31 protein-coding genes are annotated in these 26,575 nt (G+C 63.5%); 21 read left to right on the top strand and 10 right to left on the bottom strand.

What is annotated here, in order from left to right; genetic code table 11:
• Positions 1-133 precede the first annotated feature (133 nt).
• From NKH05_RS18395 to NKH05_RS18380, 4 genes are all read left to right on the top strand, one after another.
• On the top strand, positions 134-1,717 hold the full coding sequence (locus tag NKH05_RS18395) for a sugar ABC transporter ATP-binding protein (RefSeq protein ID WP_023718109.1): 1,584 nt from the start codon (positions 134-136) through the stop codon (positions 1,715-1,717).
• Positions 1,714-2,730, top strand: a complete 1,017-nt coding sequence (locus tag NKH05_RS18390; RefSeq protein ID WP_023718108.1) for an ABC transporter permease — start codon at positions 1,714-1,716, stop codon at positions 2,728-2,730. The genes NKH05_RS18395 and NKH05_RS18390 overlap by 4 nt, the downstream gene beginning before the upstream one ends.
• Positions 2,731-3,023: 293 nt before the next feature.
• Positions 3,024-3,452, top strand: a complete 429-nt coding sequence (locus NKH05_RS18385) for an endonuclease domain-containing protein (RefSeq protein WP_353025851.1) — start codon at positions 3,024-3,026, stop codon at positions 3,450-3,452.
• Complete coding sequence (locus NKH05_RS18380) at positions 3,335-3,799, top strand: GNAT family N-acetyltransferase (protein ID WP_353025849.1); 465 nt, start codon at positions 3,335-3,337, stop codon at positions 3,797-3,799. Before NKH05_RS18385 ends, NKH05_RS18380 begins: the two co-directional genes overlap by 118 nt.
• 67 nt (positions 3,800-3,866) lie before the next feature.
• Here NKH05_RS18380 and NKH05_RS18375 read toward each other — a convergent pair whose 3' ends face one another.
• From NKH05_RS18375 to NKH05_RS18365, 3 genes are all read right to left on the bottom strand, one after another.
• Positions 3,867-4,079 (bottom strand): hypothetical protein, encoded by a 213-nt coding sequence (locus NKH05_RS18375; protein WP_353025847.1) that lies wholly within the window; start codon positions 4,077-4,079, stop codon positions 3,867-3,869.
• 102 nt (positions 4,080-4,181) lie between these two features.
• The gene (gene groL / locus NKH05_RS18370) at positions 4,182-5,813 is read right to left on the bottom strand and encodes a chaperonin GroEL (RefSeq protein WP_352857445.1); all 1,632 of its coding nucleotides are present in this window, start codon (positions 5,811-5,813) and stop codon (positions 4,182-4,184) included.
• A gap of 59 nt (positions 5,814-5,872) precedes the next feature.
• Positions 5,873-6,187: a co-chaperone GroES gene (locus tag NKH05_RS18365; RefSeq protein ID WP_023718103.1), complete on the bottom strand. Its 315-nt coding sequence runs from the start codon at positions 6,185-6,187 to the stop codon at positions 5,873-5,875.
• A gap of 288 nt (positions 6,188-6,475) precedes the next feature.
• On the opposite strand from NKH05_RS18365, the gene NKH05_RS18360 reads away from it, so the two are divergent.
• Both NKH05_RS18360 and NKH05_RS18355 read left to right on the top strand, forming a co-directional pair.
• Entirely contained in the window at positions 6,476-6,745 is a 270-nt protein-coding gene (locus tag NKH05_RS18360; protein ID WP_023718102.1) for an usg protein, read from the top strand.
• 355 nt (positions 6,746-7,100) lie between these two features.
• Positions 7,101-7,619 carry a hypothetical protein gene (locus NKH05_RS18355; RefSeq protein WP_352857443.1) on the top strand — a complete coding sequence of 173 codons (519 nt, stop codon included), beginning with the start codon at positions 7,101-7,103 and terminating at the stop codon, positions 7,617-7,619.
• A 191-nt stretch (positions 7,620-7,810) separates the two neighbouring features.
• Here NKH05_RS18355 and NKH05_RS18350 read toward each other — a convergent pair whose 3' ends face one another.
• Positions 7,811-8,080, bottom strand: coding sequence for a DUF982 domain-containing protein (locus NKH05_RS18350; protein ID WP_023718100.1), 270 nt, complete (start codon positions 8,078-8,080; stop codon positions 7,811-7,813).
• A 593-nt stretch (positions 8,081-8,673) separates the two neighbouring features.
• Between NKH05_RS18350 and NKH05_RS18345 the strand changes: the two genes are divergently transcribed.
• The 9 genes from NKH05_RS18345 (at position 8,674) to NKH05_RS18305 (ending at position 16,411) form a co-directional block, all read left to right on the top strand.
• Entirely contained in the window at positions 8,674-9,186 is a 513-nt protein-coding gene (locus tag NKH05_RS18345; protein ID WP_352857461.1) for an Hsp20 family protein, read from the top strand.
• Between the two features lie 29 nt (positions 9,187-9,215).
• On the top strand, positions 9,216-9,737 hold the full coding sequence (locus NKH05_RS18340; protein WP_353025845.1) for an Hsp20/alpha crystallin family protein: 522 nt from the start codon (positions 9,216-9,218) through the stop codon (positions 9,735-9,737).
• 67 nt (positions 9,738-9,804) lie between these two features.
• Positions 9,805-10,485 (top strand): hypothetical protein, encoded by a 681-nt coding sequence (locus NKH05_RS18335; RefSeq protein WP_352640930.1) that lies wholly within the window; start codon positions 9,805-9,807, stop codon positions 10,483-10,485.
• Between the two features lie 109 nt (positions 10,486-10,594).
• Positions 10,595-11,197: a CDP-alcohol phosphatidyltransferase family protein gene (locus NKH05_RS18330; RefSeq protein ID WP_023718096.1), complete on the top strand. Its 603-nt coding sequence runs from the start codon at positions 10,595-10,597 to the stop codon at positions 11,195-11,197.
• A 26-nt stretch (positions 11,198-11,223) separates the two neighbouring features.
• On the top strand, positions 11,224-13,011 hold the full coding sequence (locus NKH05_RS18325; RefSeq protein ID WP_353025844.1) for a bifunctional alpha/beta hydrolase/class I SAM-dependent methyltransferase: 1,788 nt from the start codon (positions 11,224-11,226) through the stop codon (positions 13,009-13,011).
• 2 nt (positions 13,012-13,013) lie between these two features.
• On the top strand, positions 13,014-14,357 hold the full coding sequence (locus NKH05_RS18320) for a phosphatase PAP2/dual specificity phosphatase family protein (protein WP_352481644.1): 1,344 nt from the start codon (positions 13,014-13,016) through the stop codon (positions 14,355-14,357).
• Positions 14,354-14,782, top strand: a complete 429-nt coding sequence (locus NKH05_RS18315) for a hypothetical protein (protein ID WP_031195380.1) — start codon at positions 14,354-14,356, stop codon at positions 14,780-14,782. The genes NKH05_RS18320 and NKH05_RS18315 overlap by 4 nt, the downstream gene beginning before the upstream one ends.
• An 8-nt stretch (positions 14,783-14,790) precedes the next feature.
• Positions 14,791-15,453, top strand: a complete 663-nt coding sequence (locus NKH05_RS18310) for a lysophospholipid acyltransferase family protein (RefSeq protein ID WP_352481645.1) — start codon at positions 14,791-14,793, stop codon at positions 15,451-15,453.
• 22 nt (positions 15,454-15,475) lie between these two features.
• Positions 15,476-16,411, top strand: a complete 936-nt coding sequence (locus tag NKH05_RS18305) for a phosphatidate cytidylyltransferase (RefSeq protein ID WP_352481711.1) — start codon at positions 15,476-15,478, stop codon at positions 16,409-16,411.
• A gap of 131 nt (positions 16,412-16,542) precedes the next feature.
• Here the strand turns inward: NKH05_RS18305 and NKH05_RS18300 are convergent, their stop codons facing one another.
• The gene (locus NKH05_RS18300; protein ID WP_502905894.1) at positions 16,543-18,540 is read right to left on the bottom strand and encodes an AI-2E family transporter; all 1,998 of its coding nucleotides are present in this window, start codon (positions 18,538-18,540) and stop codon (positions 16,543-16,545) included.
• A gap of 272 nt (positions 18,541-18,812) precedes the next feature.
• Here NKH05_RS18300 and NKH05_RS18295 point away from each other — a divergent pair, with 272 nt between their 5' ends.
• On the top strand, positions 18,813-19,106 hold the full coding sequence (locus tag NKH05_RS18295; protein WP_352481646.1) for a hypothetical protein: 294 nt from the start codon (positions 18,813-18,815) through the stop codon (positions 19,104-19,106).
• Positions 19,107-19,209: 103 nt separating this feature from the next.
• Here the strand turns inward: NKH05_RS18295 and NKH05_RS18290 are convergent, their stop codons facing one another.
• Positions 19,210-19,563: a cupin domain-containing protein gene (locus tag NKH05_RS18290; RefSeq protein WP_023722949.1), complete on the bottom strand. Its 354-nt coding sequence runs from the start codon at positions 19,561-19,563 to the stop codon at positions 19,210-19,212.
• Between the two features lie 166 nt (positions 19,564-19,729).
• Here NKH05_RS18290 and NKH05_RS18285 point away from each other — a divergent pair, with 166 nt between their 5' ends.
• Together NKH05_RS18285 and NKH05_RS18280 are read left to right on the top strand one after the other, a co-directional pair.
• Complete coding sequence (locus tag NKH05_RS18285) at positions 19,730-19,951, top strand: alkylphosphonate utilization protein (RefSeq protein WP_023722948.1); 222 nt, start codon at positions 19,730-19,732, stop codon at positions 19,949-19,951.
• A gap of 198 nt (positions 19,952-20,149) precedes the next feature.
• Positions 20,150-22,117 carry an acyltransferase family protein gene (locus NKH05_RS18280; RefSeq protein ID WP_031195376.1) on the top strand — a complete coding sequence of 656 codons (1,968 nt, stop codon included), beginning with the start codon at positions 20,150-20,152 and terminating at the stop codon, positions 22,115-22,117.
• 251 nt (positions 22,118-22,368) lie between these two features.
• Here NKH05_RS18280 and NKH05_RS18275 read toward each other — a convergent pair whose 3' ends face one another.
• A complete protein-coding gene (locus NKH05_RS18275) occupies positions 22,369-22,569 on the bottom strand; it encodes a hypothetical protein (RefSeq protein WP_023722946.1) in 201 nt (66 codons plus the stop codon).
• 296 nt (positions 22,570-22,865) lie between these two features.
• Here NKH05_RS18275 and NKH05_RS18270 point away from each other — a divergent pair, with 296 nt between their 5' ends.
• Positions 22,866-23,183, top strand: coding sequence for a hypothetical protein (locus NKH05_RS18270; protein WP_031195373.1), 318 nt, complete (start codon positions 22,866-22,868; stop codon positions 23,181-23,183).
• A gap of 243 nt (positions 23,184-23,426) precedes the next feature.
• Positions 23,427-23,729, top strand: coding sequence for a hypothetical protein (locus NKH05_RS18265; protein WP_352457316.1), 303 nt, complete (start codon positions 23,427-23,429; stop codon positions 23,727-23,729).
• Positions 23,730-23,773: 44 nt separating this feature from the next.
• Here NKH05_RS18265 and NKH05_RS18260 read toward each other — a convergent pair whose 3' ends face one another.
• The 3 genes from NKH05_RS18260 to NKH05_RS18250 form a co-directional block, all read right to left on the bottom strand.
• Positions 23,774-24,379, bottom strand: a complete 606-nt coding sequence (locus NKH05_RS18260) for a DUF6456 domain-containing protein (protein ID WP_352592746.1) — start codon at positions 24,377-24,379, stop codon at positions 23,774-23,776.
• A gap of 58 nt (positions 24,380-24,437) precedes the next feature.
• Positions 24,438-25,070 carry a GcrA cell cycle regulator gene (locus tag NKH05_RS18255; RefSeq protein ID WP_352496051.1) on the bottom strand — a complete coding sequence of 211 codons (633 nt, stop codon included), beginning with the start codon at positions 25,068-25,070 and terminating at the stop codon, positions 24,438-24,440.
• Positions 25,071-25,137: 67 nt separating this feature from the next.
• Positions 25,138-25,377, bottom strand: a complete 240-nt coding sequence (locus tag NKH05_RS18250; protein WP_245278786.1) for a hypothetical protein — start codon at positions 25,375-25,377, stop codon at positions 25,138-25,140.
• Positions 25,378-25,585: 208 nt separating this feature from the next.
• Here NKH05_RS18250 and NKH05_RS18245 point away from each other — a divergent pair, with 208 nt between their 5' ends.
• Positions 25,586-26,281, top strand: a complete 696-nt coding sequence (locus tag NKH05_RS18245) for an XRE family transcriptional regulator (protein ID WP_023722940.1) — start codon at positions 25,586-25,588, stop codon at positions 26,279-26,281.
• Positions 26,282-26,575: the final 294 nt, after the last annotated feature.

Genomic DNA, 26,575 nt, shown 5'->3' with positions numbered 1-26,575 from the left:
TTTTCGATCTTGCAGAAGAAGCGAGGCCAACGAGGCTGCCAATCTCCCCACTTGAGGGGGAGATGGCCGGCAGGACAGAGGGGGGTGCTGTCCCGCCAGCCTTTCGTACAACCGAATGATCGAGGAGCAAACTTTGCCCAAGGCAGCCGCTATTGTGCCCTCCCCCGCCCTGCTCACCGTCGAGGGCGTGACCAAGCGCTTTGCCGGCGTCACCGCGCTGAACGACGTTTCGCTCGAAGTCCGCCCCGGCGAGATACTCGGCCTGCTCGGCGAGAACGGCGCCGGCAAATCGACGCTGCTCAAGATCCTGTCCGGCGTGATGCCGCCGTCCAGCGGTCGCATCGTCTTCGACGGCGTCGAATTCAATCCGCACAATCCGCAGGATGCGAAACGCCACGGCATCGTTACCATCTACCAGGAACTGAGCCTGATCCCGACGCTGACCGTGGCGGAGAATATTTTCATCGGCCGCGCACCGCTCGGCCGGTTCGGGCTGGTCAGTTGGCGGCGAATGGAGGAAGATTCCCGCGCGATCATCGCTCGTGTCGGCCTCGATCTCGACCCGGCGACGCCGGTTTCCGCACTGTCGGTGGCCGAACAGCAGCTGGTCGAGATCGCCCGCGCGCTATCGCTGAAGAGCCGCTTGATCATCATGGACGAGCCGACCTCGGCGCTGACCGAAACCGAAGTGCAGAAGCTGATGGCGATTATGGGCCGGCTGCGCAAAGACGGCGTCGCCATCATGTTCGTCACCCACCGGCTGGAGGAGGCATCGGCAATCTGCGACCGTATGACGGTGCTGCGCGACGGCAGGCTGGCCGGCCATCTCGACCGCGAAGGTGGGCCGATCAAACTGCCGAAGATCATCGAGAAGATGGTCGGCCGCGCCGCTTCCGAGCTCTATGCGAGGCCGACGCAGCGCGATGTCGCCGGCGACGTCCGGCTCTCGGTGCGCGGCCTGCGCACGGTGCGCGATCCGCAGGCGCCGCACGCCATCGTGCTCGAAGGCGTCGATCTCGACCTCAAGGCGGGCGAAATCCTCGGCGTCGCCGGGCTCGTCGGTTCCGGCCGCACCGAGCTCGCCCGCGCCATCTTCGGCGCCGACCGCATTGCCGCCGGCACCATCAGGCTCGATGGCAGGCCGATCGCGCCGGCCTCACCCGCCGATGCCATCGAGCTCGGCATCGGCCTGGTGCCGGAAGACCGCAAGCACCAGGCGATCTTCGCCGCACTCGCCATCCTCACCAATTTCTCGATCGCCGCGCTCGACCGCTACTCCAATGTCGGTTTCATGGCCGAGCGGCGCGAGCGAGAAGCGCTGGCGAACTACAGGAAGATGCTGTCGATCCGCATGGCCTCGCCCGAGCAGGCGATCGAGGGACTGTCCGGTGGCAATCAGCAGAAGGTCATCCTTGCCCGCTGGCTGGCACGCGATCCCAAGGTGCTGATCGTCGATGAACCGACGCGCGGCGTCGACGTCGGCGCCAAGGCGGAGGTTCATCAGATCCTGGTAGAGCTCGCCGCGCGCGGCATCGCCATCATGATGATCTCGTCCGAGCTGCCCGAAGTGCTTGCCGTGTCGGACAGGATCGTCACCATGCGGCGCGGGCGCATCACCGGCGAGATGCCTGGCATCGAGGCGACCGAGGAGAAACTGATGGAACTGATGGCGCTCGACCAGAAGCAGGAAGCCCAGAATCAGGAAGCAACGCAATGACCAGCACGACCGAACGGAGCCAGCGCGGCGGCGTCAATCTTGCGCGCCTGCTGATGAGCTTCGGCCCGCTGATGTTCCTGGCGGTGCTGATCGTCGTCTTCACCGTGCTGAAGCCGAGCTTCATCGACCCGATCAACCTGTTCAACATCATGCGCCAGATCTCGATCACCGGCCTGATCGCGCTAGGCATGACCTTCGTTATCCTCACCGCCGGCATCGACCTGTCGGTCGGCTCGCTGCTCGCCTTCTGCGGCATGGTCGCGGCGGTGGTGGCCAAGGGCGGCACCGCCAACACGCTGTCGCTGTCGACAACGGGCACGCTGGGCTATGGCTGGTTCGCCGCCCTTCTCGCCGCCGTCGTCGTCGGCGCCGTGGCCGGCGGTGTCCAGGGCTTTGCCATCACCAGGCTGAAAGTACCGCCCTTCGTCGTCACGCTCGGCGGCCTCACCGTGTTTCGCGGCCTAACGCTGACGATCTCCAATGGCGGCCCGATCTCCGGCTTCGACGCCTCGATGCGCTGGTTCGGTACCGGCCTGATCGGCCCGGTGCCGGTGCCGGCGATCATCTTCGCGATTGCCGCAATCCTGTGCCACATCGTGCTGCGCTACACGCGCTACGGTCGCGCCGTCTACGCCGTCGGCGGCAATGCCGAGGCCGCGCGGCTCTCCGGCCTGCGCGTCGACCGCATCCTGATCTCGGTCTACATCATCGTCGGCTTCTTCGCCGGCCTTGCCGCCTTCGTTTTGTCGGCGCGGCTCAACTCCTCCGAAGCCGTCGCCGGCATCGGCTACGAACTGACGGTGATCTCGGCGGTCGTCATCGGCGGCACCTCGCTGTTCGGCGGCATCGGCAGCGTCGGCGGCACGGTGGTCGGTGCAGGGCTGATCGGCGTCCTGCAGAACGGGCTGCAATTCAACAACGTCTCGTCATACACGCAAAGCATCGTCATCGGCCTGATCCTCATCCTCGCCGTCGCCTTCGACCGCTGGCTGAAATCGCGGGTAAGGCGGTGATGGCGGGGGCGACGATTTTCGCTGCAAGGCAGCAAGAGGTTGGCGAAAGCGCTGGCAACAGCCAATCTCCCCCCTTGCGGGGGAGATGTCCGGCAGGACAGAGGGGGGTGGGAAGGATCGCCAACGTCTCAATGTAAGCCGCTTCCAAGCCCATTCCAGCAGGAGGATTAGACTGCAAATGGCTGACAAGCTGGCGGGACAGCACCCCCTCTGCCCTGCCGGGCATCTCCCCCGCAAGGGGGGAGATCGGCCGTCACCCATGACTTCGCCAATCACGAAGACAGGAGCGCCTAGTGGGGCACGATCTCGTTCCGTCACGCCAGCGCAAGAATGCAAAATCCATGCGTCGCGCGATGACCGACGCCGAGCTGAAACTGTGGAATGAGCTTCGCGCGCATCGGCTCATGGATTTGAGCTTTCGCCGGCAGGTGCCGATTGGACCCTACATTGTGGATTTTGCCTGCCCGACGCACGGCCTCATCGTCGAGGTCGATGGCAGCCAGCACGCCGACGTTGAGCACACCGAGCGGGATAGGATACGCAGCGCCTATTTGGAGAGCAGCGGCTGGACTATCCTGCGCTTCTGGAACGACGACGTCAGGACGTGCCCTCGGTATCGCGGCTGCTGGGCCAATCCTGGCGCCACACCTATTCGCCAATCCTGGGTGCCGAGACCACGGCACGGCTGTCGGATGAGAAGCACGCGCCGGAGCGGCTGGTGACCGAGCTCGGGGACGACAGCAAGATGTGGTTCGTGGCCGAGCGGGCGGACGGCTCGCTCGCCGGCTACGCGATGGCCGCGATGGGCAACAAGGGCGATGTCATGCTCGAGCGGCTCCATATCGACAAAAGCGAGTACGGCACCGGGCTGGCGGCCGATCTTTTGCACGCGGTTCTTGCAGCGCATGCGGGGATTCCCAGCATCGCGCTGGAGGTGATCGAGGGCAACGACCGGGCAATCGCCTTTTATCGCAAGCACGGTTTCGAAGTGGTCGAGCGCCGGCCGGCTGCACACGGGGTGGGCGGCCACGCCTCGCTGATTATGCGCCGGTTACTACCGATGGCTTAGAGCGCTGTCGGCGAAGCTGCCAATTTCCCCACTAGAGCAGGCAATCGCGCATCCGCGCCGCGATCATTTACGCTCCTTCCTTGCCGGCTCCCACGCGTTGAGCCGACAAAAACATCAGCGTGTAGGCAGCCTTGCGGCGGTCCCAGCCGGCCGACTCGGCCATATCCAGCAGGCCGTCGACCAAAGGCGCCAGCGCCTCCCTGCAATCGGTTTCATAGTTGAAATCGTTCTTCGGGCGGGTCGGCGCCGCGATCTTCCCAAAACTGTCCGTCATATCCATGGCAACACCTGCTCAGCATTCGACCCGAACCGGCAAGCCCGTGCCCGCGTTGGCGGACACGGCCCATCTGCCGTTTCGAAATCTCGCTTTGAAAGCCTGATCTTAGAAGTCCATGCCGCCACCGCCGGGCATCGGAGGCATGGGCGTTTCCTTCTTCGGCTTCTCGGCCACCATCGCCTCGGTCGTCACCAGCAGGCCGGCAACAGAGGCGGCACCCTGCAGCGCAGAGCGAACGACCTTGGCCGGATCGATGACGCCCTGCCCGTACAGGTCGCCGAACTCGTTGGTCTGGGCGTTCCAGCCATAGCCGAAGTCGGTCGTCTCGCGCAGCTTGCCGACGATGATCGAACCTTCCGCACCGGCGTTCTCGGCGATCTGGCGCACCGGCGCTTCGATGGCGCGACGCACGATGTCGACACCGGTCTTCTGATCGGGATTGTCGACGACAACGTTATCGAGCGCCTTCGCCGCCCTCAGCAGCGCCACGCCGCCGCCGGGCAGGATACCCTCCTCGACCGCCGCGCGTGTGGCATGCATGGCGTCGTCGACGCGATCCTTGCGCTCCTTGACCTCGATCTCGGTCGAGCCTCCGACGCGGATGACGGCGACACCGCCAGCGAGCTTGGCTAACCGCTCCTGCAGCTTCTCGCGGTCGTAGTCGGAGGTGGTTTCCTCGATCTGCGCCTTGATTTGGCTGATGCGCGCCTGGATTTCATCCTTGCGGCCGGCACCGTCGACGATGGTGGTGTTCTCCTTCTCGATCAGCACCTTCTTGGCGCGGCCGAGCATCTCCAGCGTGACGCTCTCGAGCTTGATGCCGAGGTCTTCCGAGATCGCCGTGCCGCCGGTCAGGATGGCGATGTCTTCGAGCATGGCCTTACGGCGGTCACCGAAGCCCGGCGCCTTGACGGCCGCAACCTTCAGGCCGCCGCGCAATTTGTTGACGACCAGCGTCGCCAGCGCCTCGCCTTCGACGTCCTCGGCGATGATCAACAGCGGCTTGCCGGATTGCACGGCGGCTTCGAGCACAGGAAGCATGGCCTGCAGGTTGGACAGCTTCTTCTCGTGGATCAGCACATAGGGTTCTTCGAGTTCGACGCGCATCTTATCCTGGTTGGTGATGAAATAGGGCGAGAGGTAGCCACGGTCGAACTGCATGCCTTCGACCACTTCCAACTCAGTCTCAGCGGTCTTGGCTTCCTCGACAGTGATGACACCCTCATTGCCAACCCTTTCCATCGCCTCTGCGAGGAAGCGGCCGATCTCGGCATCGCCATTGGCAGAGATGGCGGCGACCTGGGCGATCTCGTCGTTCCTGGTCACCTTGCGGGCATTGGATTTCAGGTCGGCGACGACGGCGTCGACCGCCTTGTCGATGCCGCGCTTCAAATCCATCGGGTTCATGCCGGCAGCGACCGCCTTGGCCCCTTCCCTGACGATGGCCTGAGCAAGAATCGTCGCGGTCGTGGTGCCATCGCCTGCGGTGTCGCTGGTCTTCGAGGCGACCTCGCGCACCATCTGCGCGCCCATGTTCTCGAACTTGTCCTCGAGCTCGATTTCTTTGGCGACAGTCACGCCGTCCTTGGTGATGCGCGGCGCGCCGAACGACTTATCGAAGACGACATTGCGGCCCTTTGGACCGAGCGTTACCTTCACCGCATTGGCGAGAATATCGACGCCGCGCAGCATTTTCTCGCGGGCTTCGGTATGAAATTTCACATCTTTGGCAGCCATTGGATCACTCCTTCGAATAGGCAGCTTTTCGTTGACTGGAATGCTTGTTCAGGCCCCCCTCAGGCAGCCCTCTTCATCTCGCCGGCGCCCTCGATAACGCCCAGCACGTCGCTCTCTTTCATGATGAGCAGATCCTCGCCATTGAGCTTGATCTCGGTGCCGGACCATTTGCCAAACAGGATGCGGTCGCCGACCTTGACATCGAGCGGCTGCAATTGGCCGCTGTCGTCGCGCGCACCGGGGCCGGCGGCAATGACCTCGCCCTCCTGCGGCTTCTCCTTGGCAGTGTCGGGGATGATGATGCCGCCGGCGGTCTTCTCGTCGACCTCGATACGGCGGACCAGGATACGGTCGTGCAATGGACGGAACGTCATGTCGTTCTCCTCTCGGGACAAACAGATTTTCGAAGATCCTCCTGACCGGACCGGCAATATCGGCCCGGCACGGGGTGCGCGACCCCTTCATCAGGCATCGCGCGCATACGAACTAGTCGCGCTTTTTTCTGCTTTCAAGAGGGTCACGCAAAAATTTTAGCACTCGACCAATGAGAGTGCCAATGTACTGTAATTGCTTGCACATTCGTCGCTCTCCCGACGCGACTGGAACCTATGTGGAACAAGAGGCGTTTTCGCGGACGGAGATTTCAACGGAAGGAAGATTGCATGACCAGCAGGGACTTTCAGCTTCAGATGCAAGGGTTTGGCCTCACCACGGCGGAGATCCATTACCGCCTACCCGATCATCGAAGCCTGCTGCAGCTCTATATCTGGCAGGAATACGATATCGCCCCTGATTTCCCGACGCTGAAGCATTTCCTTGATTTCTGGGAGCGCGAGATCGAAGGCCCGTTGCATTCGGTGCGCGTCGCCCATCATCACCTGATCCAGCCCTCCGAATGGCGGGCCGTAAACGGCATCATCACCGTCCACTGAAGAGCAAGCCGATCAGCCGCTAGTGGTCAGAATCTGACACTTGGTATCCGGTTGGGCGGTCGGTTCAGGGATTCAAGGCGGTTAGCAAATCCTGTGTGGAGCGCGGAGCAACGCGACTTCGCGACGGAGTGGCGGAGCTAACCGAAGCGGATCGTGTCCGGAACGGGTCTTCGGCTTACGCGTTGCAACATGGAGGCGACGGCGGGCGTGCCTCACGACGCGCGGTTGCGTCCCATCCACTTGTTGCCGCGATTGGACATGCGAAGCGCGCCGAAGTCATCGCAGAAACGCCCATACATTCGTCATGTCCGCGGCGATGGCAGTGCTGGCACGACGTCGATCCAAAGGAGAGTAGATGAGTGCGTTCTCTCTTTCATCGGACGGGAAACTTGCGATAACCGCGAGCCAGACGTCGTCCAAAAATGACTTCGACTATTTGGTGGGCAACTGGAACATCAGGAACCGTACGTTGAAGGAACCGCTGGCCGGCAGCGACGAGTGGGAGGAATTCGACGCGACCCAAGAGTTCCGCCAAATCCTAATGGGTTTGGGCAACTTCGACATTTTTCATACGGAGTTGGGAGGAAAGCCGTTCGAGGGCCTCACCGTGCGATTGTTCGATCCAAAGACGCGTCTCTGGACGATCTACTGGGCCGACAGCAACGCGGGCAAACTCGACGACGGAAAGGTGGGCTCGTTCAATGGCGACGAAGGCGAATTCTTCGGCCGTGAGGTTGTGGCCGGCAAGGACATTATCGTGAAATTCCACTGGGATAAGCGCAACCCGAAAACCCCGATTTACAGCCGTGCGTTCTCCGCTGATGCAGGCAGAACGTGGGAATGGAATTGGTACTCGAACTTTTCACGACGGTGACTAACTGAGTTGGCCCAAGCAAAATCCCGCTCCTTCGCGTGTAGCCAAGGGAAATCCCGAGCCGGACTCTTATGTCAGTGGGTACAAGTCAGGTGGGTACCACTAGACAGCGGACAAAGTCTCCGGAGTGGGGGAAAGGCAGCTGCCTCTCCCCACTTGTTTTGGATCTCACAATATCGGAGGGGTCCGGACTAGCCGGCGTGGTCGACAGGCTTGCGGGCCGATGCGAGCAACCCGGCCTTGCGCGCCGCCCTGGCGAAGGCCTTGCGCGCATCACGCGCGGTGTGCCAACCGTCGAGCGCGTCCCGGCAGGTCCGATAGGCAGCGCGCCAACTCCGGCCGCGTGCACGGTCCGGCCACTGCTGGCGCATGCATTCGATGGCTTCCCAACTGCTGGCGACCTTGCGCTCGCTGGATTGGAATTTCAACGTGATCGGCTCGGCAAAGCGGACGTCGTCCATCACTTCCTCCGTGTCTTGTGATCGTCTTCTTGTTTGAGCAGCAACGTCATGCTGGCGGGCACCGGCGGCCGGCCGGCGCCGCTGAAGGACATGGTTCGTCTCTCTGCGCGGTTCAAGAGCATCGCGGAAATGGCCGGTTATTCCTCCTCGTCCGGCCCTTGCAGCAGTTCGATCAGCATCGCTACTCTTGCCGTCGGCAGCGGTCGGCCCTCGTTCACCAGCGCCTCGTCGGCGGCGATCCAGGCCAGGGCCTCACGCAATTCTTGGACCGTCCCGTCTGTCGCCGCAATGTCGGCGATAACGGCGTCGTCGACCGGGCCCACCACAGAAATGATCTCGTCGCGTGTCATGGTCAGCTCCATCTGCGATTGCCGGGAACGGAGCCCCGGCAACAGAGGAATCTGGGTCTTGACCTGCGGCAGACAATAACCCGCCGGGGAACTCGGCGTTGGCGATTGAAGCCAGCTGGCAAACAGGCAATCTCCTGCCGGACATCTCGCCGCAAATAGGGAGATTGGCAGCCTCGCCGAACCGACCGAAAAACCGGCAACGCGAAAGCCGCCGGGTCTTGACTTGCGGCGGACAATAACCAGATCGATGGCACCGGTCGCCGAAATGGGGCCGGCGAAACCAGGGAGCGCCAGCTCTTTTCCCCGCTCTATCGGTCGAGCATCGGCTTCGACCGCGTCTTCAACCTGCTGGAAAATGCCCCGCAGGCTTTCGACGCGTGGCCGCCCTATGACATCGCGCGCAGCGGCGAGAACAACTACCGCGTCACCATCGCCGTCGCTGGCTTTTCCGAGGACGACCTCGAAATCACCCATGAACCCAACCTCCTGATTGTCTCCGGCCAGCACAAGGAGCCGGATAACGCGGAGTATCTGCATCATGGCCTCGCCGCACGGCCCTTTACCCGCCGTTTCGAGCTTGCTGATCACGTCAAGGTCGCGGGCGCCACGCTCGACAACGGCCTGCTCAGCATCGATCTGGTACGTGAGGTGCCCGAGGAGATGAAGCCTCGGCGCATCGCCATCGCGACCGATGTCGCCTCGCCGAAGACCGGGCCGAAGGTCGCGCAAGACGAAGCAAACAAGCAGGCTGCCTGAATGCACCAGTCGAGAAAGGAGACTATGCAATGGCTATTCGTGATCTCATTCCCTGGGGCCGGGAGAACAATCAGGCCCCCAGCCTGTTCCGCGACGGCGATCGCGATCCCTTCCTGACGCTGCATCGCGAGATGAACCGCTTGTTCGACGAGGCGTTCCGCGGCTTCGACACGCGGCTGCCGTCGCTCGGTGGCTTCTCCGCTGCCCGCGTCAGCTGGCCCAGTGTCGAAATCTCCGATGGCGAAAAGGAGATCCGCGTCACCGCCGAGATCCCCGGCATGGACGAGAAGGACATCGAGCTGCTGCTCGATGACGGCGTACTTACGCTGCGCGGCGAGAAGCGTGAAGAGACCGAGGACAAGGACAGGCAGTTCTCCGAACGCTTCTATGGCCGTTTCGAGCGGCGTATCCCGCTCGGCTACGAAGTCGACGAAGGCAAGGTGAACGCCGCGTTCCGGAACGGAGTGCTCAGCGTAACGCTGCCGAAGACGGAGCGCGCCCAGGCCAAGGCCAAGCGTATCGCCATCAACGACGGCAACGGCAAGTCCTGATGGCTCGCATCAGGACGACCCTCCCTTCTGCCCTGCCGGTTCCGGCGGGCAGAGGGGGCAACTGTCGATGACCCGTTCTCCCGACGCTCCGGTTCCGCCTGACCAGGCGCAGCAAGCCCTGCAGTGCCTGACGACCGAGCATTTCGTGCTGCAAAATGCTCGCGCCGCGACCATTCAGGAAGCGAACCAGCGAGCCGATCTGTTCCTGACCTCGGTCTCGAGCGCAACCATTGCCTTGTCCTTCGTCGCGCAGGTCACGGAGATGGGCAGGCCGTTCGTGCTGTTCAGCCTGATCTTGCTGCCTTGCCTTTTCTTCATCGGCCTGGTCACCTTCGCGCGCGCGGTGCAGGTTGCCATCGAGGACATGGTGCATGCCCGCGGCATGGCCAGGATCCGCCACTATTTCGTCGAGCTGACGCCCGTCCTGCAAAGATACCTTGTCAATTCCACCCATGACGATCCCTCGGCGGTGCTGGTCGACAAGGGCCTCAGGCCCTCACCGCTGCAATATTTCATGACCACCGCGGGGATGGTGGGCACGATCAATGGCGCCATCGCCGGCGTCTTCACCGGCATCGTTGTAAAGTCCGCGTTTGGCGGGGGCATGACGCTCGGCGTGATTTGCGGGCTGCTGGTCTTCGCCGCATGCATTCTCATCCTGCGGCGTTACCACAGTCGCGCCTGGGCGGCGGCCGAACAAAGCTTGCCCGCACTGTTCCCGGGCGACAATGTCAACAGCGAAAGCTAGCGCCGACACATCCGGATGTCGAAAAGTGGCAGGGCGACGCCCTTGCGTCTTGCGCGCCAATTGACCATCCTCGCCAACATTATTTGCACCGCGGCCGGGGGGTTCGCATATGCCGACGCTTTATGCGCTGAAACCGGCCTTTCAGGCCAGGTTGCGGCCGCTTGCCGACGGACTGGCCAGGGCCGGCGTCACCGCCAACCAGATCACGCTGCTGGCCGCTGCCCTCTCGCTCTTCACCGGCCTTGTGGTGGCAGCCCTTGCCGGCCACCGCATGGTCTTTCTGCTGATGCCGCTCGTGCTGTTTACGCGAATGGCGCTGAATGCCATCGACGGCATGCTGGCAAGGGAACATGGCCAGGCCTCGAAGCTCGGCATGTATCTCAACGAGCTCTGCGATGTTGTCTCCGATCTCGCTTTGATCCTGGCCTTTGCCGTCATTTTTCCTGCCTGGGGCGTCGTTGCATTCGCTATCGCGGCGGTGATTGCGGAATTCGCCGGCGTGCTCGGCATCGCGGCCGGAGCGGGGCGCAACTATGCCGGCCCCTTCGGCAAAAGCGATCGGGCGCTGGCGCTTGGCATCCTCGCGGTGCTTATCGCGTCCGGCCTGTGGGTCCCGGCGCTCACGCCGCTCGTGTTTCCGGCCATGGCTACACTCTCGCTGGTGACCGCCATCAACCGGATACGCGGCGGCCTTAACGGGAACGGCAGCTGAATTCCGGTCTCGCCAGGGAGAACAACATGCTTCACCAACAGACGGTTGCCGCCGTGGCTCCAGCCAACGTCGAGCGGGTGGCGCAGGAGCGCAGCTTCAAGAGCCATGACGGCACCGAGATCTTTTATCGCTATTGGCCGGCGCTGTCGGAACATCGCAAGGGTGCCATCCTGCTGTTCCATCGCGGCCACGAGCATGGCGGCCGCATGGCGCATCTGGTCGACGAGCTCCAGATGCCCGACCACGTCTTCTATGCCTGGGACGCGCGTGGCAATGGCCGCTCCGCCGGCGAGCGCGGCTATGCGCCGTCGTTTGCCGCGCTGGTGCGCGACATCGATTGCTTCGTGCGCGAGATCGGCAGTGACGGCTTTGCCCGGCGCGATATAGCGTTGATCGCGCAATCCTTCGGCGCCGTGCTTGCCGCCGCCTGGGTGCACGACTATGCGCCTGACATTCGCGCCCTGGTGCTGGCCTCGCCGGCCTTCTCGGTCAAGCTCTACGTGCCCTTCGCCAAGCAAGGCATTGCGTTGTGGCAGAAGCTGAAGGGCCGTTTCTTCGTCAATTCCTACGTCAAGGCGAAATTCCTGACGCATGATCCCGAGCGCATCGCCTCCTTCGACGCCGACCCACTGATCACCCGGCCGATCGCCTCCAACATCCTGGTCGAACTCTACGACCACGCAGCGCGCATCGTCGCCGATGCCCGCGCCATCACCGTGCCGACACAGCTTCTGATCTCCGGCAGCGACTGGGTGGTGCGGCATGGACCGCAGCACGAGTTTTTCGTCAATCTGGCGAGCCCGGCCAAGGAGCGGCATGTGCTGCCCGGCTTCTTCCACGACACTTTGGGCGAGCGCGACCGCCACAAGGCACTCGACCTGATCAGGCCTTTCCTCGAAAAGCAGTTCGCGGCGCCGGAAAAGCCGCTCGACCTGACCGGGGCCGACCGCGCCGGCTACACACGCGACGAGGCCGACCGGCTGGCCTCGCCGCTGCCGCTACTGTCACCCAAAGGTCTCTACTGGGCAACGAGCCGCGCCTCGATCCGCATGGGCGCATGGCTGTCGTCCGGCATGAAGACCGGGATTGCCACCGGCTTCGATTCCGGCTCGACGCTCGACTATGTCTACGAGAACGATGCGCGGGGCATCGGCCCCGGCGGCCGCATGATCGACCGCACCTTTCTCGATGCTATTGGCTGGCGCGGCATCCGCCAGCGCAAGCTGCATCTGGAAGAGCTGATCGGCAGTGCCGCTGAGACGCTGAAGGCCGCCGGCCGGCCGGTCCATATCGTCGATATCGCCGCCGGCCATGGCCGCTACGTGCTCGATGCTGTGCAGAAATGCGCCGAGCCGCCGGCCAGCGTGCGGCTGCAGGATTTCTCCGAGCTCAACATCTCGCTCGGCCGCAAGCTGATCGCCGAGCGCAAGCTGCCGGCGAGCGTCTCGTTCCATCAAGGTGACGCCTTCGACGCCACGATGCTGGCCGGCCTCGACCCGGCGCCGGATCTCGCCATCGTCTCGGGGCTCTACGAATTGTTTTCCGACAATGCCATGATCGCCCGCTCGCTCGGTGGACTGGCCGGCGCCATGCAGCCCGGAAGCCTGCTCGTCTACACCAACCAGCCCTGGCATCCGCAGCTCGAGATGATCGCGCGCAGCCTGACCTCGCATCGCGGCGGCCAGGCCTGGGTGATGCGTCGGCGCACGCAGGCCGAGATGGACCAGCTGGTGGCGGGCGCCGGATTCGAGAAGCTCGACCAGCGCATCGACCAGTGGGGCATCTTCACCGTTTCGATCGCCCGGCGCGTCTGAGCATGGACTTGCCTGCCTCTGCCTTGCCTCGCGATGCCCCTGCCCTTCCGGCCTTGCCGCGCGAGCCGTATCCCGGGATAGTCCTGCGCGCCGCGCTGTGGCTGGCATTTCTGGCGCCGTTCTTCTACTCCACCTACGGCTTCGCCAACTGGCTGGCGTCGCGGCGCGACGATGTCGGCAGCATCGTCTTCGGCTGGGAGCATGGCATCCCGTTCCTTGCCTGGACGATCGTGCCCTACTGGTCGATCAATCTATTCTACGGCCTGTCGCTGCTGTTGAACAATTCGAAGAACGGCGTCGACCGCCTCGCCGGCCGCTATCTGACGGCGCAGATCATCGCCGTCGCCTGCTTTATCCTGTTCCCGCTGACGGCGACCTTCGTGCGTCCGCAGACAAGCGGCCTGCCCGGTTTCATGTTCGCCGTGCTCGGCGGCTTCGACAAGCCCTTCAACCAGGCGCCGTCGCTGCACATCGCACTACTGGTCATCATCTGGGACCATTGGCGTCACAGGTTGACCGGCATCGCCGGCGCCGCCTGGCATGTCTGGTGTTTCCTGATCGGCGCCTCGGTGCTGACGACGTGGCAGCACCATTTCATCGACATTCCGACCGGCGCGCTGCTCGGCCTTTTCGCTCTGTGGCTGTTTCCGCGCGACGGCGAGCTGCCATTCGACGGCTTCCGCCTGAGCGTTGACCCGAAAGCGCGGCGGCTGGCGCTGTTCTATGCGCTCGGCGCAAGCCTTGCGCTGGCCAGTGCCGCTGCCGGCGCGTTGGTCTCGGCGCTGTGGCTCATCCTGTTGTGGCCGGCACTGGCGCTGGCCATCGTCGCTTTCGCCTATGCCGGCGCCGGCGCCAAAGTGTTCCAGAAAACAGCTGATGGCCGCGTGTCGCTGGCCAGCCGTCTCCTGCTTTGGCCCTACCGCCTTGTTGCCAGGGTCAATGTGTGGGCGTGGACGCGAAAGCTTCCAGCGCAGATCGTCATCGCCGACGGTGTTTGCCTCGGCCGTTTTCCGACCGCCGCCGAGGCCGACGCCTTCGGCACGGTGGTCGATCTTGCCGGCGAATTGGAAAGGCCGCGTGGCGCCTCGATCCGCTGGGTGAGCCTGCCCATGGTCGACCTTTTGCCGCCGTCTCGCGAGGCGCGTGCGCAAGCGGTGGCGGCGATCGAGACGGCGCGGGGCCAGGGCACGGTGCTGGTCTGCTGTGCGCTTGGCTTCCAGCGCAGCGCCGCCGTCGTCGCCGAATGGCTGGTCGCCAGCGGCCGGGCCGACACGCCGGCTCAGGCGCGAGGCAAGCTCGCCGCCGCGGGCCGGCCGGTGCATCTTGGCGTGGACGCACCGGCATGACCGCCTTTCGAGATAGGGCCGAGACGTTCGCCGCCGGGCTGATGGTGCAGGTGGCATGGCCGCTGCTGCTGGTTGCCGCTGCCTTGCTGGCGGCGCCGGTCGTCGGCCTGGCGGCAGTGCCGCAAACATCGTCGCTGTCGGCGGTAGCCTGGCTGATCGCCGCAGCGGGTGCCATAGCCACAATCATTCTCTCGGCCCTGCTTTTGTTCGACGCGCTGCTGTTCCGGCTGATGGCCAGCCACGCCAGCGAGGCAGGCGGCGGTGCCGCGGTCGACGATGTGCTGGCGCGCATGCGGCTGAAACCCACGGCGGCCGGCGGCCGCTCGCTCGACCAGCGGATAGCCGGCACGCGCCGCCTGCTTGCCAAGCAGCGTATCACGTTCGGCCTGTTCGCGGCGGCCTCGGTCGTCGCGGCATTCTTTTGAGCCCGTACATGACAAAGCTTCGTGTCAGCACCTATACCTTGCTGCAGACGGTGACCTCGGTCGGCCTGTCGGCGCTGGCCTGGGCGGTCACCGGCGTGCGGCCGATCTGGAACGGCAGCCAGCCATCGGACCGACAGCGCATCTACTTCGCCAACCATGCCAGCCACGGCGATTTCATCCTGCTGTCGGCCTGCCTCAGCGAGAAGGAACGCGCCAGTACCCATGCGGTGGCCGCCGCCGATTATTGGGGCAAGACGCGGCTGCGCCGTTTCATTGCCGAGGACATGCTGTCTTCCGTGCTGATCCACCGGCAGTGGACGGATGAAACGCAGCACCCGATCTCGATCATGCTGTCAGTGCTCGATCAGGGCCATTCGCTGATCCTGTTTCCCGAAGGCACGCGCAACATGACCGACGAACCGCTGCTGCCGTTCCGCTCCGGCCTCTACAATCTGTCGATGGCGCGGCCCGATGTCGAACTCATCCCGTGCTGGATTGAGAACATGTCGCGGGTGCTGCCCAAGGGGCAATTCGTGCCGGTGCCGCTGCTTTGCCGTGTCGTCTTCGGCGCGCCGATCGCTATTCAACCGGGTGAGGAACGCCGCGCCTTTCTCGACCGTGCCCGCGAAACGCTGCTGGCGCTGAACCCCCGGCCGCAACGAGACGATTGAGGACCAAGGCAAAATGCTGCCGATGATGCACGAAACCCTCATTCTGATTGTCGGCCTACTGGCGGTGCTGATCAGCGCCAGCGTCGTCGCCGGCGTCTTGTCATGGCGCGCGCCAAAACCGTTGTCGCCGACGCTGGTCAACCTCACCCAGCGCATCAATGCCTGGTGGGTGATGGTGGTGGCGATCACCGTTGCCTTCTTCTTCGGCCGCCCCGGCATGACCATCCTGTTCGCGCTGATTTCCTTCGCCGCTCTGCGCGAATTCGTGACGCTGACACACAGCCGCCGCAGCGACCACTGGGTGCTGCTCGGCATGTTCGGCATCGTCATCCCGTTCCAGTACTGGCTGGTGTGGACCGCCTGGTACGGGCTCTTCACCATCTTCATCCCGGTCTACTGCTTCCTGCTGATGCCGGCGATCACCGCACTGCACGGCGACACCGAACGCTTTCTCGAGCGCGTCTCGGCGCAGCAATGGGCGGTCATGATCTCGGTCTACTGCGTCAGCCACGTGCCGGCGCTGCTAACACTCGAAGTACCCGGTTTCGAAGGCCGCAACCTGTTGCTGATCGCCTTCCTGATCGTCACCGTGCAAGGCAGCGACGTGCTGCAATATATCTTCGGCAAACTGTTCGGCCGCCACCTCCTGGCGCCGACGGTCTCGCCGTCGAAGACCTGGGAGGGACTGGTCGGCGGGCTGGCGGCATCGAGCCTGCTCGGCGCGCTGCTGTCGTTCCTGACGCCGTTTTCGCCGCTGCAGGCGGCCGGCGTCGCTCTGGTCGCCTGCCTGATGGGATTCTTCGGCGGGCTGGTCGCCTCCGCCATCAAGCGCGATCAGGGCGTCAAGGACTGGGGCCACCTGATCGAAGGCCATGGCGGCATGATGGACCGTGCCGACAGCCTGGTCTTCGCCGCCCCGGTGTTCTTTCATACGGTGCGCTATTTCTGGACAGTATGAGGGTTGGCGCCGTTTGCCGCGGCACCGTCCGGACGGTTCAGCGCGACTTTGCGAAGATAACCTGATCCGTTTCGTTATTACCGTTTTCGCGAAAACGGTAATAACCCCACTGCCGCGGTCGTTGGCCGCGCTCATTTTGCCGCGGCGAGCGGCTCTTTCTTGCGCGCCTGCGCCAGGCGGCGCATGCGGCGTTTGGCGGTGGTCTTCAGCGCCACCGGCGGATTGCTGGACAACGCACCGAGCACCGCACCGACCATTCCGTGTGCGACGAAATCAGCGTTGATCTCATTGGCCAATTTGGCGGCTGCCTCCTGGTTGTCACTGTCGGGTTCCGACCACAACACGATACCCACCCGCAACCTTGGTTTGGCGCGTTTCAGCCGACGGACCAGGAACCGGCCGTGCTTGACGGAATTCCGGTTCAAAAATCCGACGACGGCGGTATCGATAGCGTCGAGCTCAAGGCGGCGAATGCTCCCCGGTTCCATATCGGCGAAGCTCGCTCTCAACACCGTGGCGCCCTGGACTTCGAGCACCTGTGCCAGCATGGCGGCAGCCGCGTCGTCGAGTTCGCCGCGCCCTCCGGCGCACAGCACCGACATGCCCGTGCCATCCGGTAGTTCGGTGTCGTCCCCGCCCTGAACCTCCCCCTGAACCTGCTTGTCCTCGCGTGAGCCGTTGTCCTCGGCCGCGGCAGTGTCGCCCGCTTCCGCCTCCTCCTGCGCGCTGTCGTCGAGGTTCGCCACCATCGTCAGCGCGCTGCCCGCGACCTGCTGTCGTTGCTCATCGCTCAACACACCACGCACACGGTCCTGCTCGCCGAGCAGAAGTGCGGGAATCGCGACCTTGTCGTAGAACTCGACCAGATATTCTTCCTCCAGCATCTCCTCGGCATGGTCCGTCGCTTCCTCGGGATCGCCGGCCAGCAGCCGCTGGTAAAGCCGGGCGTGCGGTTCGAGCACGGGTTCGTTGCCGAACAGAACGTCGAGGAATTCGAACTGCGGCACATGTCGGCCGAGCACGACGAGGCAGACCGTGAGCGGCGTCGACAGAACGAGGCCCAATGGCCCCCAGAGCCAGGTCCAGAAGATCGCCGCAACGATAATAGCCAATGGCGACAGCCCGGTGCGCGAGCCATAGAGCCAGGGTTCGATCACGTTGCCGGTGATCAGTTCCACCACCACGAAAAGCCCGGCGGTCCATAGCACGAGCGACCAGCCGGGCGCCACGGCTAGCGCCAGGAACAGAGGCAGCAGCGTCGCGATAACCGGGCCGATATAGGGAACGAAGCGCAGCGCCAGCGCCAGCAAACCCCACAGCAATGGATTGGGTATGCCCAGCAGCCAAAGTCCGATTGCAATCGGAACGGCATAGACGATGTTCACGACCAATTGCATGAGCAGATAGCGGCCGACGCGCTTGCCGGCATCCTGCAGCGCCTCGGTGGTTCGATGCAGATCGCCGTAGCCGACGAGGCGTATGAAGCGATCGCGCAGGTCCTCCCGCTCAAGCAGCATGAATATGACCACCACGACGATCAGTCCGGCCGATGCCAGCGGACTCAGCAGCGGGCCGATCAGATTCTGGAGAACCTCCAGCGGTCGTTCGCGCGCGACGATTTCGACCGGGATCGGCTCCCGCAGAGGCTGATCGGCGGCGGGTTGCGCGGGTTCCGGTCTGTCGAGTTCCTGGCCGACGCGTTCGATCACCCGGCTCAATCTGGAAACGATGCCTCCGCCGACGCCGGATTCCTTGAGCGACCGGACCTTGGCCAGGATATTCGCCTGGTAAAGCGGGATGTTCTGCGCCAGTTCACTGACCTGCGTGGCGACTATGAAGGAGAACAGCGCCAGCACCGTGAATGCGCCGAGCACGCTGGCGATCACGGCAGGAAGACGCGGAATGCCGGCTCGCTTGAGTGCCGACACCATGGGCACAAGCGCAAAGGTAAGCAGCAGGGCGATTGCGATCGGCAGAAAGACCTCGCGCCCGAAATAGAGCGCCGCGACGGCCGTCACGACCGACGCTACGCTGGGCAACGATGTGCGCGGAAGCGCCCTGGCCGCGGTAACAATGCTCGCTCGCCGGGTCTCCGACAGGTGCGCGCCGTTTCGACTATTTGCCGCCACTTGATACCTCCGCCCCGCCATCGCCATGATCGGGCATATTGAGCCGGCGTGCAACTTCGCAGCCTCTCCTACAGCGAAGCTTTGATTTGCCGTCGTTTGGCTTGCTGCCGGCAGCGCGGCAATTCCGTCACGGTAGAATTTTTTGCATAAATGGCGGCACCAGCAATCCTGTTCCATGCTTGCGCCAGAACGTGGAACTTTTGGGTCAAAACGCCGTTCCTTCGTAGATCGCTAATGGACAACCTCAAGGCAGCAGCTCAGGAGGAATGATCATGAACATCAAGATGCTTTGCATGGGCGCGATGGCGCTTTCAATGATGACCGGCGCAGCGCTTGCCGCCGGTGCCACTGGCACTTCGGCGCTCGACGATCCGCAGAAAATGTCGCCCTTCTTCACCGATGCCGGCATGAAGACCATGAAGCCGGCAGCCGAATTCAAGACCGCATGGATGGCCATGTCCAAAGAGGACCAGGCGATGATGATGAAGGAATGCGGCGACGAGGCCATTGCCAAGGAGCATGACGATTTCTGCAAGATGACCAAGCAACTCGGCGGCGCCAACTAGGCAGGTCGGTTCAGCACAATCGCAGTGGCGGGCAGATGCCCGCCATCTTCATTTTGGGACCTTCGGTTCAGTCGGGCGCAAACGTCAATCGCACTATTCGGCGTCAGCCGATCCTGACGACGAAGTGCTTGGTCACCGGCTCGATGATCTTCCACGTCCCCTTGAAATCGGCTTCCACCACGAAGGCATCGCCGGGGCCGACTTCGACAGGCGCGCCGCCGTCGGGCGTGATGACGATACGGCCGGCTATCATGTGCACGAACTCATAGTCGCTGTAGGTCGCGTGATAGGTGCCCGGGCTCGCCTGCCAGGTCCCCGACATGACCTTGCCGTCCTCGGTAATGTGCTGGACGGCGGTCTTCATGGTCGGCTCGCCTTCGACCACGACCCATCCCGCGAGATCGCCGGTCTCGGCGTTCTCGACGGCGCCGAATTTGAGGATGGTCTTGTCTGTCATGGTCGGCTCCGTCTTGAATTGTGCCGGGATGGCTGCCGGTCAATAGCTGATGCACCTGACCCCGGCAACGCGGCTTGACCCGGCCGCTTGACCTCCTCGCCAACCGTGGGATAGGCCGGGGACTGGCCCAACCACCTCCGCACCGGAGCCCCGCGAAAGACCTGCCATGACGGACACGATCGTAAGAGACAGCAATGGCACGGCGCTGCACGAGGGCGACTCCGTGACCCTGATCAAGGATCTCAAGGTCAAAGGCACCTCGGAGACGATCAAGCGCGGCATGCTGGTGAAGAACATTCGCCTCACCGGCAATCCCGGCGAGATCGAATGCAGCACCAGGCAGGTAAAGGGCCTGGTGCTGAAGACCGAGTTTTTGAAAAAGGCGTGATTGCCTCGGCACCCTTCGCTTCGCTTCAATATCAATCGCTCTCATGACTGAACCGCTCATGTGAGTGAATCGCCCACGCCAGGAGTTGGAGGAGCCGCGCCCTCCCCCTATGTTGCACTGCGTTAGATTTGTTGCATTGCAATATCAGCGCATCGGGTCGAGCCTCTGCGAGGTGGGTATTCCTTGCACGAGGTGACTGTGTCGGCATCATTTCGGCCTGACATCGAAGGGCTGCGCGCGCTGGCGGTGGCGGGTGTCATTGCCTTTCATTTTGGTCTCTCCGGTCTGCCCGGCGGCTTTGCCGGCGTCGACATCTTCTTCGTCATCTCCGGCTACCTGATTACAAAACACCTGGTTACGGAAATCACCGAAACCGGGCGGCTGAATCTCTGGCGCTTCTACGCCCGGCGCGCCCGGCGCCTGTTGCCGGCGGCACTGTTCGTCATCCTCGCCACGCTGTTCGCGGGTTATTTCATCCTGTCGCCGGAGGAACAGGCGCTCTATTCGAAAGGCGCCATGTTCGCCTCCGCCTACATGATCAACCTCTGGCTGATCCGCTGGTCGTTTGACTATTTCGCCGCCGACGCCACCAACAACCCTTTCATCCACTTCTGGTCGCTCTCGGTCGAGGAACAGTTCTACCTGGCATGGCCGGCGCTGCTTCTTGCCGCCGCATGGCTGCGCCCAGGCAAGCGCACCGCTATAATCGTCATCGGCGTCGCAGGCCTAGCCTCCTTCGCCGCCTGCGCCTGGCTGACCGAAGTGTCGCAGCCTTGGGCCTTTTACTTCTCGCCGCTCAGGGCCTGGGAATTCGCCGCCGGCGGCCTCGCCACCATGGCGCCAGCAAGGATCTGGCGCGACCGGCCGCTGCTGGCCACCCTCCAGGCATGCCTCGGGCTGGCGCTGATCGCGTGGGCCTATCTGATGCTGGACGAAGACTCGCCCTTTCCCGGGGTGAATGCGCTGGCGCCTGTCGCCGGCACCGTGCTGCTGCTGCTCAGCGGCAGCGGCCGCAACCTGCCAAGCGCCGTGCTGGCGCTGGCGCCCCTGCAATGGCTGGGCCGGCTTTCCTATTCGCTCTACCTCTGGCATTGGCCGGTCATCGTCTATGCGGCGATGATGGTTCCCAACCTGTCCACGCTTGACCGGCTTGCCTGCGCGGCGCTGACGCTGCTTCTGTCGATGTTCACCTATCATTTCATCGAGAACCCGATCCGCCGCAACGGCTGGCTGATGGCCGGAGCGGCGCGGGCGCTGGTGCCCGCCGTCGCGCTGACCGGCGCCGGCGTGGTCGCGGCCTATGGCAATGCGCGCTTTGCCGAGCACAATCTCAGCCCCGAACAGCACGTCATCGCCGACAGCGCCGCGCAGCTCTCCACCGTGCGCGCGAGCGACGGCGGCTGCGTGCTCGATTTCGAGACCGTCAAGCCGAAACCCTGCATGTTCGGCCGCAAGGACGCCCAGCGCTCGGTCGTGCTGTTCGGCGACTCGCATGCCGACCATTGGTCGACGCCGCTGATCAAGGCGGCCGAGAAGAACAACTTTCGCGTCGTCACCTTTCTCAAATCCTCCTGCCGGGCTTCGCGGGTGACGACCTGGAATTGGCGGCTGAAGCGCGACTACACCGAGTGCGACCAATGGCGCCAGCAGTCGGTCAAGGACATCATCGCGCTCAATCCGCAACTGGTGGTGATCTCGGAATTCTCGATCGGCAATGTGATCAAGGAATCGCCCGAGGAGTTAAAGCACGCCGATTGGCAAGAGCAGTGGCGGACGGGCCTGACCTGGACGCTTCAAGCATTCAGCCAGGCCGGCATCAAGGTCGCGGTCATCAGGGACGTGCCCTACAATGCAAGCTACGCCGACAAATGCGTGGCGCGGGCGCTGTGGCGGGGACAGACGCCCGCGACATGCGATACGCCGAGGATCATGGCGGCAAATGACGACATCGCCACGATCGAGCGCGACATCGTGCGCTCGACACCCAACGCCAGCTATATCGACATGACCGACCGCTTCTGCGACCAGACCACCTGCCACGTCTTCATCGACGGCAAACTCGCCTTCCGCGACCGCCACCATCTGGCAACGCCTTTTGCCGAGACGCTGGAGCCGGCGGTGGAGCGGGCGCTGTTTTCGGATGTGATGGCAGCGGCTGTGAAGTAACGGCGCCGGCAGCCTTTCCCTCCGAAATCCTTCAGGCGGGCTTTGGTGCCACGTTGACCGACACGGCAACCATGCGGGGTTAGCTAAGGATGAGACCCGCCAGGAAAACCGTAAGGATAAGCGACAGCGGAACTGCAAGAAGGCAGCACAGCTCGAAAGTATTGGCTCGCCAAGAAGTCATTGGTCGCTTTTCCATGTTGGCCTCCTCCCTCAACGGCCAGACCGGGATGGCGGTTCCGCTTAGATGGTGCTCATCCCCACCACTCATCATGCAATTGGCGCAACTCGTTCCGCTTCCTGGTTATCCATCGTGCACGCGCCAGATGTGTCGCCCACGCCCGGAAAGCCCTGTCCGGCTCCTGCTCCGGATCAATGTGCAGAACGATGCGGGCGACCTCACGCCAATCGGTCCCTTCAGCCGACGCGTCGAGCAGCCTGATGTAAGTAAGCATGCGATCTTCGTCATAACCGGTCGGCACTGAAGACGTCGGCGCTGCGTTCGCGATATGAGAGTTTGGCTGCTTTGGCATTGCGACCTACCAGCAATGGCGCACCGTAGCAGCCTATGAAGAAGCCGGCGCCCTTTGATCGGAGGATGCGGATCGAGATTCGCCTCGACGGTCGGCAAATGCGGGCCTCAGGCGGGAGTTCGCCGCCCAGGAGGGCCACGCCTCATCACATCGCGATTGGGTCGATGCATTCCATGTATTTTAGTGGAACCTAATTTAGTTGGCGCAATTATGCATGCGTGAAAAAGCGTGAAATCCAGACTGTCACTGAAAGCTGGCTATCGCGAGATCAGTTGGCCGATGATCCAGTGATTGCCGTCGATTTGACCGAACGAATATTACAGGCGGCCGAAAACGACAGGATCGTCTGCCTCGTCGTGGCAACGGAGCAGCTGGAAACCGACGGCATCGAGAAAGCGGAACCTCAGGAGACCAGGATTGCCGCAAGTTTCGTCCGGGACTTTGAGGTGATGCTGCTTGTTCTTTATGCGGCCTACGCCCTCGCTGTGCTGGGCGCGACGGCTTTCGTTTTGCTGGAACTGGGCCATGTTCTGTAGATCGGCAAGGTGACGGGACTGGCGCTGGCCAATTTGTCGCTGTTTGACGGGATACATAGGGCGCGGACCACAACCCGCTCGGGGCTTGCGTCGGCGGCCCCACCCTGGCGCACAGCCAGACGCGTTTTCGCCCCCGCCGGCGCTAATTTGGGGCTCTCGGTTCGTGGCATCTTGCAAATTTGTGGAACGAGCCTGCCCCTCGGGGGTTTTTCTATTAGAGGGACGTTAAAGAAGGAGGTAGCTATGAAGAAGCTCCTGCTTGCCTCGGTGATCGCCATCGCCTCGGCGGCTTCCGTGATCGGCCCGGCCAATGCCGGCGGTAGTGTCACGATCGGCATCGGCAACGGCTATGACGACGACTATTATTATCGCCATCATCGGTATTCCGATTACGACGATGAGTACGTCCCCCGTTACCGCTATGACGTCTATGACGAGGACTACAGGCCACGCTACCGGTATCACCGGCGCTGCCACACGGAAGTCGTCAAGCACTGGCGTCATCACCACCGGGTTATCGAAAGAATCCGTGTCTGCCGTCGTTGACGGATCGATCCGGCCGGCAGTGCCGGCCGGATCGGTGGAGCTCCTCACCGCGGCTTGCGCATCAGCATCATGCCGTAGTGCACGGCCAAAATGTCGAGCCCGATCTTGAGTAGTTTCACCACCACGTCGCGCGGCTCGCCGGCCTGTTCGGCCAGGCTCTTCACCGTTGCGTCGGCACAGCAGACCTTTTGCACGATGCCGGCGATCTCCCAATGGGCAAGCGCCCTCGTGGCCTCGGCATGGTCGCGGCCGGCGGACAGGATGTGATCGGCGACACCGCTGCCAGTGCGGCCGCCGTCGACGCGCTCGGCCCAGGCCATCGGCTTGGCGCTTGCCTCCGACGAGTTGCGGAAATCCTGGCGGTAGCGCATGCCTGCCTCGCGTTGCTGGCGCGACAACGAGGTGAGGCCGGTCAGCGGGTCGACATTGCGCACCCGCACGATGCCGCCGGTCGCGGTGTGGCCGTCATTGGAAACCTCATAGAGGCGCGCCGCCTCCTGCGTTCCCTTGGCCAGCCGCTTGCGGCCGAACCGGTCGTCCTGCAGCGCGAAATCATGGCCGATCTCCTTGCGGATGCGCACCTGCTCGGCCTCGCCCTTCGGCAATCGCGGTAGCCTGGCTTTGGTCTTTTGGGCGGTTTTGTTGCTCATCGGCTCTGTCCTCCTGGTCTGTCGTCGGGCTCTGGCGAATTTCCGTATCCAGCGGGGCTCAAATAGCTTTGGCCGGCAGCGTGCGCAGGAAGCGCGCCGCGTGATAGGCGCAGTAGCTTTTCGAAGGCCTTGTGCGCAGCCCGCAGCACAGCATGTCCAAACCGGGGCGGCTGCCGGGGGCGTCGTTTCCCGCATCCTCCTGCGGCGTCGTGTCGAGCGGCGCGCGGCAGCGGTCGAACAGGCAATCGATGAAGCGCATGGCGACGAAGTGCGGCTGGCGGCCGCCGGCGGCGATCGGGCGCGGCGCCGGCATTTCGAGCGGCTCGCCATCGGACCCCGTGATCCGAACCGGACCCGGCTGCCAGGCCGGCGGTGCCAGCCTGGCCGACAGCCTTGCCGGGCGGCAGTGGTGCTCGGCCGGTACTGCCCCTGCCTGGCCGGCGGGGTTCGACGGCTCTGGCGCCGATTTTCCATGCCGGCCGCCCGACCGTCCGCTACACCAGCCCTTGGATCTGGCAAGGCCGATGGCGTGCAGACGGGCGGTGCGGTGGACGATGCCGATGATCGCCGCGCGCGAGGCCGGGCGGCCGCGCTGCGCACTCAGCCGGGCGGCGATCTTCGCGGCCGACAGCCCACTCATCAGCCAGTTCTCGATTTGTTCCAATTCGGAGGGGGAATAGCGGGCGGCCATGACGTTTTATTCCCTGCAAAGGTGGTTGTGTGGCGCCGGCTTCGCCGGCCTCAGGCTCGAAAGCCGGTCAGCCCTCGCGTGGCCTGCTATCGAGCTTCATCCCGGCCGCCTGCCTTGTTGCGCCGGAGACTGCCTTGCCCGCCCGCTTGTCGAAGGCGATGACCGTGCCGTCTTCGGTGCGGATGCAGGAAACTGCGGCATCCGCATTGCCGGCCGGCAGGCAATTCGTGGCCGGAGCCGTGAGGGGAACGGCTCCGGCCGTTCCGGCCGCTTGCGCTGCCGGATCCGAGGCGCGAGCCTCGGGCATCGTCCCGGCCGGGGAGGAGGACAGCCAGGACGAAGGCGAAAAGGTTGGCACATGACTGCCGCGGCCGCCTCCTTGGCGCTGAAGGGCGGGTTCGAGGACCGAAAGCTGGCGGAGCGACTTGTGCATGGCCGTATAAGAGCATAACTCAATCCGTAATGCAAGTGATTCTTGCATAGACGAAACCGAATCTTGTGCCTCAGATGGAGCCATGGTGAAAACTGCACTGTCGATCAAGGTCGGGGCGGCGATCCGCCGGGCGCGCAAGCAGCGCGGCCTGGTGATGCGCCACATTGCCGAGCACAACGACACCGACGTCGCTGCCGTCGGCAATTGGGAAACCGGGCGCAACCTGCCCAAGACCGAGAACCTTTTGAAGACCGCCGCCTTCCTGCGCGTCGACCCGGTGGCGCTCGGCAAGGGCGAGGTCGTCTTCCTCGAAGATGCCGGGCCGGTTGCCGATGCCGAGATCGTCACCGATCCCGGCCCCCTGCCCGCCGGGCCGATGGACATCCAGCTTCTCGGCACCGCCGTCGGCGGCGACGATGGCGACTTCACCTTCAACGGCCAGCCGGCCGGCTATGTCCAGCGGCCGCCGGGGATCCGGCATCTGCGCAACGTGTTTGCGCTGCACGTGCTGAGCGATTCGATGGTGCCGCGCTACGAGCCCGGCGAGATGATCTATTGCGGCGGCCGCGAGGCCGTGCCCGGCGACCATGTGGTGATCGAGACGCTGCCCGAGGAGAACGAGCAAAACGGCAAGGCCTTCATCAAGAAGCTGGTCAAGCGCACCGCCGCCGAGCTGATCGTCGAGCAATACAATCCGCCCAAGACGCTGACCTTCAACCGCTACGCCATCAAGAACGTCTTCCGCGTCATCCCGCTCAAGGAACTGCTGGGGTATTGACGGGCGCTTGTTGCCTTCTCCCCTTGTGGGAGAAGGTGGATCGGCGCACAGCGCCGAGCCGGATGAGGGTGCTGGAAGGAACGCGGCGGAGGAAATGTAGACGCGATTTTAAGCACTTACGCCATCAAGGTAGCGATCCGTCCAACACCCCTCATCCGACCGATCTTCGCTCGGCCACCTTCTCCCACAAGGGACCTGTTGCGCAGTCATGAGCAAAAGCTTGCGGCGGCGGGGTTGCGGCGGTTGTTCGCTTGTTTGCGGGGGATTTGACGTCTTGTTTGGGGTTTCAGGCGG

Origin of the sequence: Mesorhizobium sp. M1399 (assembly GCF_040317735.1) — a bacterium.
In the GTDB taxonomy this organism is placed as follows: Bacteria; Pseudomonadota; Alphaproteobacteria; order Rhizobiales; family Rhizobiaceae; genus Mesorhizobium.
Note: the sequence above shows the minus strand (reverse complement) of the source record. Positions and strands in the feature narration are given on the sequence as shown.

Excerpts from the sequence above, each read along its gene's own strand:
- NKH05_RS18390 (WP_023718108.1), top strand. The coding sequence starts at position 1,714 with ATGACCAGCACGACCGAACGGAGCCAGCGCGGCGGCGTCAATCTTGCG.
- NKH05_RS18375 (WP_353025847.1), bottom strand. The coding sequence starts at position 4,079 with ATGGATATGACGGACAGTTTTGGGAAGATCGCGGCGCCGACCCGCCCG.
- groL (WP_352857445.1), bottom strand. The coding sequence starts at position 5,813 with ATGGCTGCCAAAGATGTGAAATTTCATACCGAAGCCCGCGAGAAAATG.
- NKH05_RS18365 (WP_023718103.1), bottom strand. The coding sequence starts at position 6,187 with ATGACGTTCCGTCCATTGCACGACCGTATCCTGGTCCGCCGTATCGAG.
- NKH05_RS18360 (WP_023718102.1), top strand. The coding sequence starts at position 6,476 with ATGACCAGCAGGGACTTTCAGCTTCAGATGCAAGGGTTTGGCCTCACC.
- NKH05_RS18355 (WP_352857443.1), top strand. The coding sequence starts at position 7,101 with ATGAGTGCGTTCTCTCTTTCATCGGACGGGAAACTTGCGATAACCGCG.
- NKH05_RS18350 (WP_023718100.1), bottom strand. The coding sequence starts at position 8,080 with ATGGACGACGTCCGCTTTGCCGAGCCGATCACGTTGAAATTCCAATCC.
- NKH05_RS18340 (WP_353025845.1), top strand. The coding sequence starts at position 9,216 with ATGGCTATTCGTGATCTCATTCCCTGGGGCCGGGAGAACAATCAGGCC.
- NKH05_RS18335 (WP_352640930.1), top strand. The coding sequence starts at position 9,805 with ATGACCCGTTCTCCCGACGCTCCGGTTCCGCCTGACCAGGCGCAGCAA.
- NKH05_RS18330 (WP_023718096.1), top strand. The coding sequence starts at position 10,595 with ATGCCGACGCTTTATGCGCTGAAACCGGCCTTTCAGGCCAGGTTGCGG.
- NKH05_RS18325 (WP_353025844.1), top strand. The coding sequence starts at position 11,224 with ATGCTTCACCAACAGACGGTTGCCGCCGTGGCTCCAGCCAACGTCGAG.
- NKH05_RS18320 (WP_352481644.1), top strand. The coding sequence starts at position 13,014 with ATGGACTTGCCTGCCTCTGCCTTGCCTCGCGATGCCCCTGCCCTTCCG.
- NKH05_RS18315 (WP_031195380.1), top strand. The coding sequence starts at position 14,354 with ATGACCGCCTTTCGAGATAGGGCCGAGACGTTCGCCGCCGGGCTGATG.
- NKH05_RS18310 (WP_352481645.1), top strand. The coding sequence starts at position 14,791 with ATGACAAAGCTTCGTGTCAGCACCTATACCTTGCTGCAGACGGTGACC.
- NKH05_RS18305 (WP_352481711.1), top strand. The coding sequence starts at position 15,476 with ATGATGCACGAAACCCTCATTCTGATTGTCGGCCTACTGGCGGTGCTG.
- NKH05_RS18295 (WP_352481646.1), top strand. The coding sequence starts at position 18,813 with ATGAACATCAAGATGCTTTGCATGGGCGCGATGGCGCTTTCAATGATG.
- NKH05_RS18290 (WP_023722949.1), bottom strand. The coding sequence starts at position 19,563 with ATGACAGACAAGACCATCCTCAAATTCGGCGCCGTCGAGAACGCCGAG.
- NKH05_RS18285 (WP_023722948.1), top strand. The coding sequence starts at position 19,730 with ATGACGGACACGATCGTAAGAGACAGCAATGGCACGGCGCTGCACGAG.
- NKH05_RS18275 (WP_023722946.1), bottom strand. The coding sequence starts at position 22,569 with ATGCTTACTTACATCAGGCTGCTCGACGCGTCGGCTGAAGGGACCGAT.
- NKH05_RS18265 (WP_352457316.1), top strand. The coding sequence starts at position 23,427 with ATGAAGAAGCTCCTGCTTGCCTCGGTGATCGCCATCGCCTCGGCGGCT.
- NKH05_RS18260 (WP_352592746.1), bottom strand. The coding sequence starts at position 24,379 with ATGAGCAACAAAACCGCCCAAAAGACCAAAGCCAGGCTACCGCGATTG.
- NKH05_RS18255 (WP_352496051.1), bottom strand. The coding sequence starts at position 25,070 with ATGGCCGCCCGCTATTCCCCCTCCGAATTGGAACAAATCGAGAACTGG.
- NKH05_RS18250 (WP_245278786.1), bottom strand. The coding sequence starts at position 25,377 with ATGCCCGAGGCTCGCGCCTCGGATCCGGCAGCGCAAGCGGCCGGAACG.
- NKH05_RS18245 (WP_023722940.1), top strand. The coding sequence starts at position 25,586 with ATGGTGAAAACTGCACTGTCGATCAAGGTCGGGGCGGCGATCCGCCGG.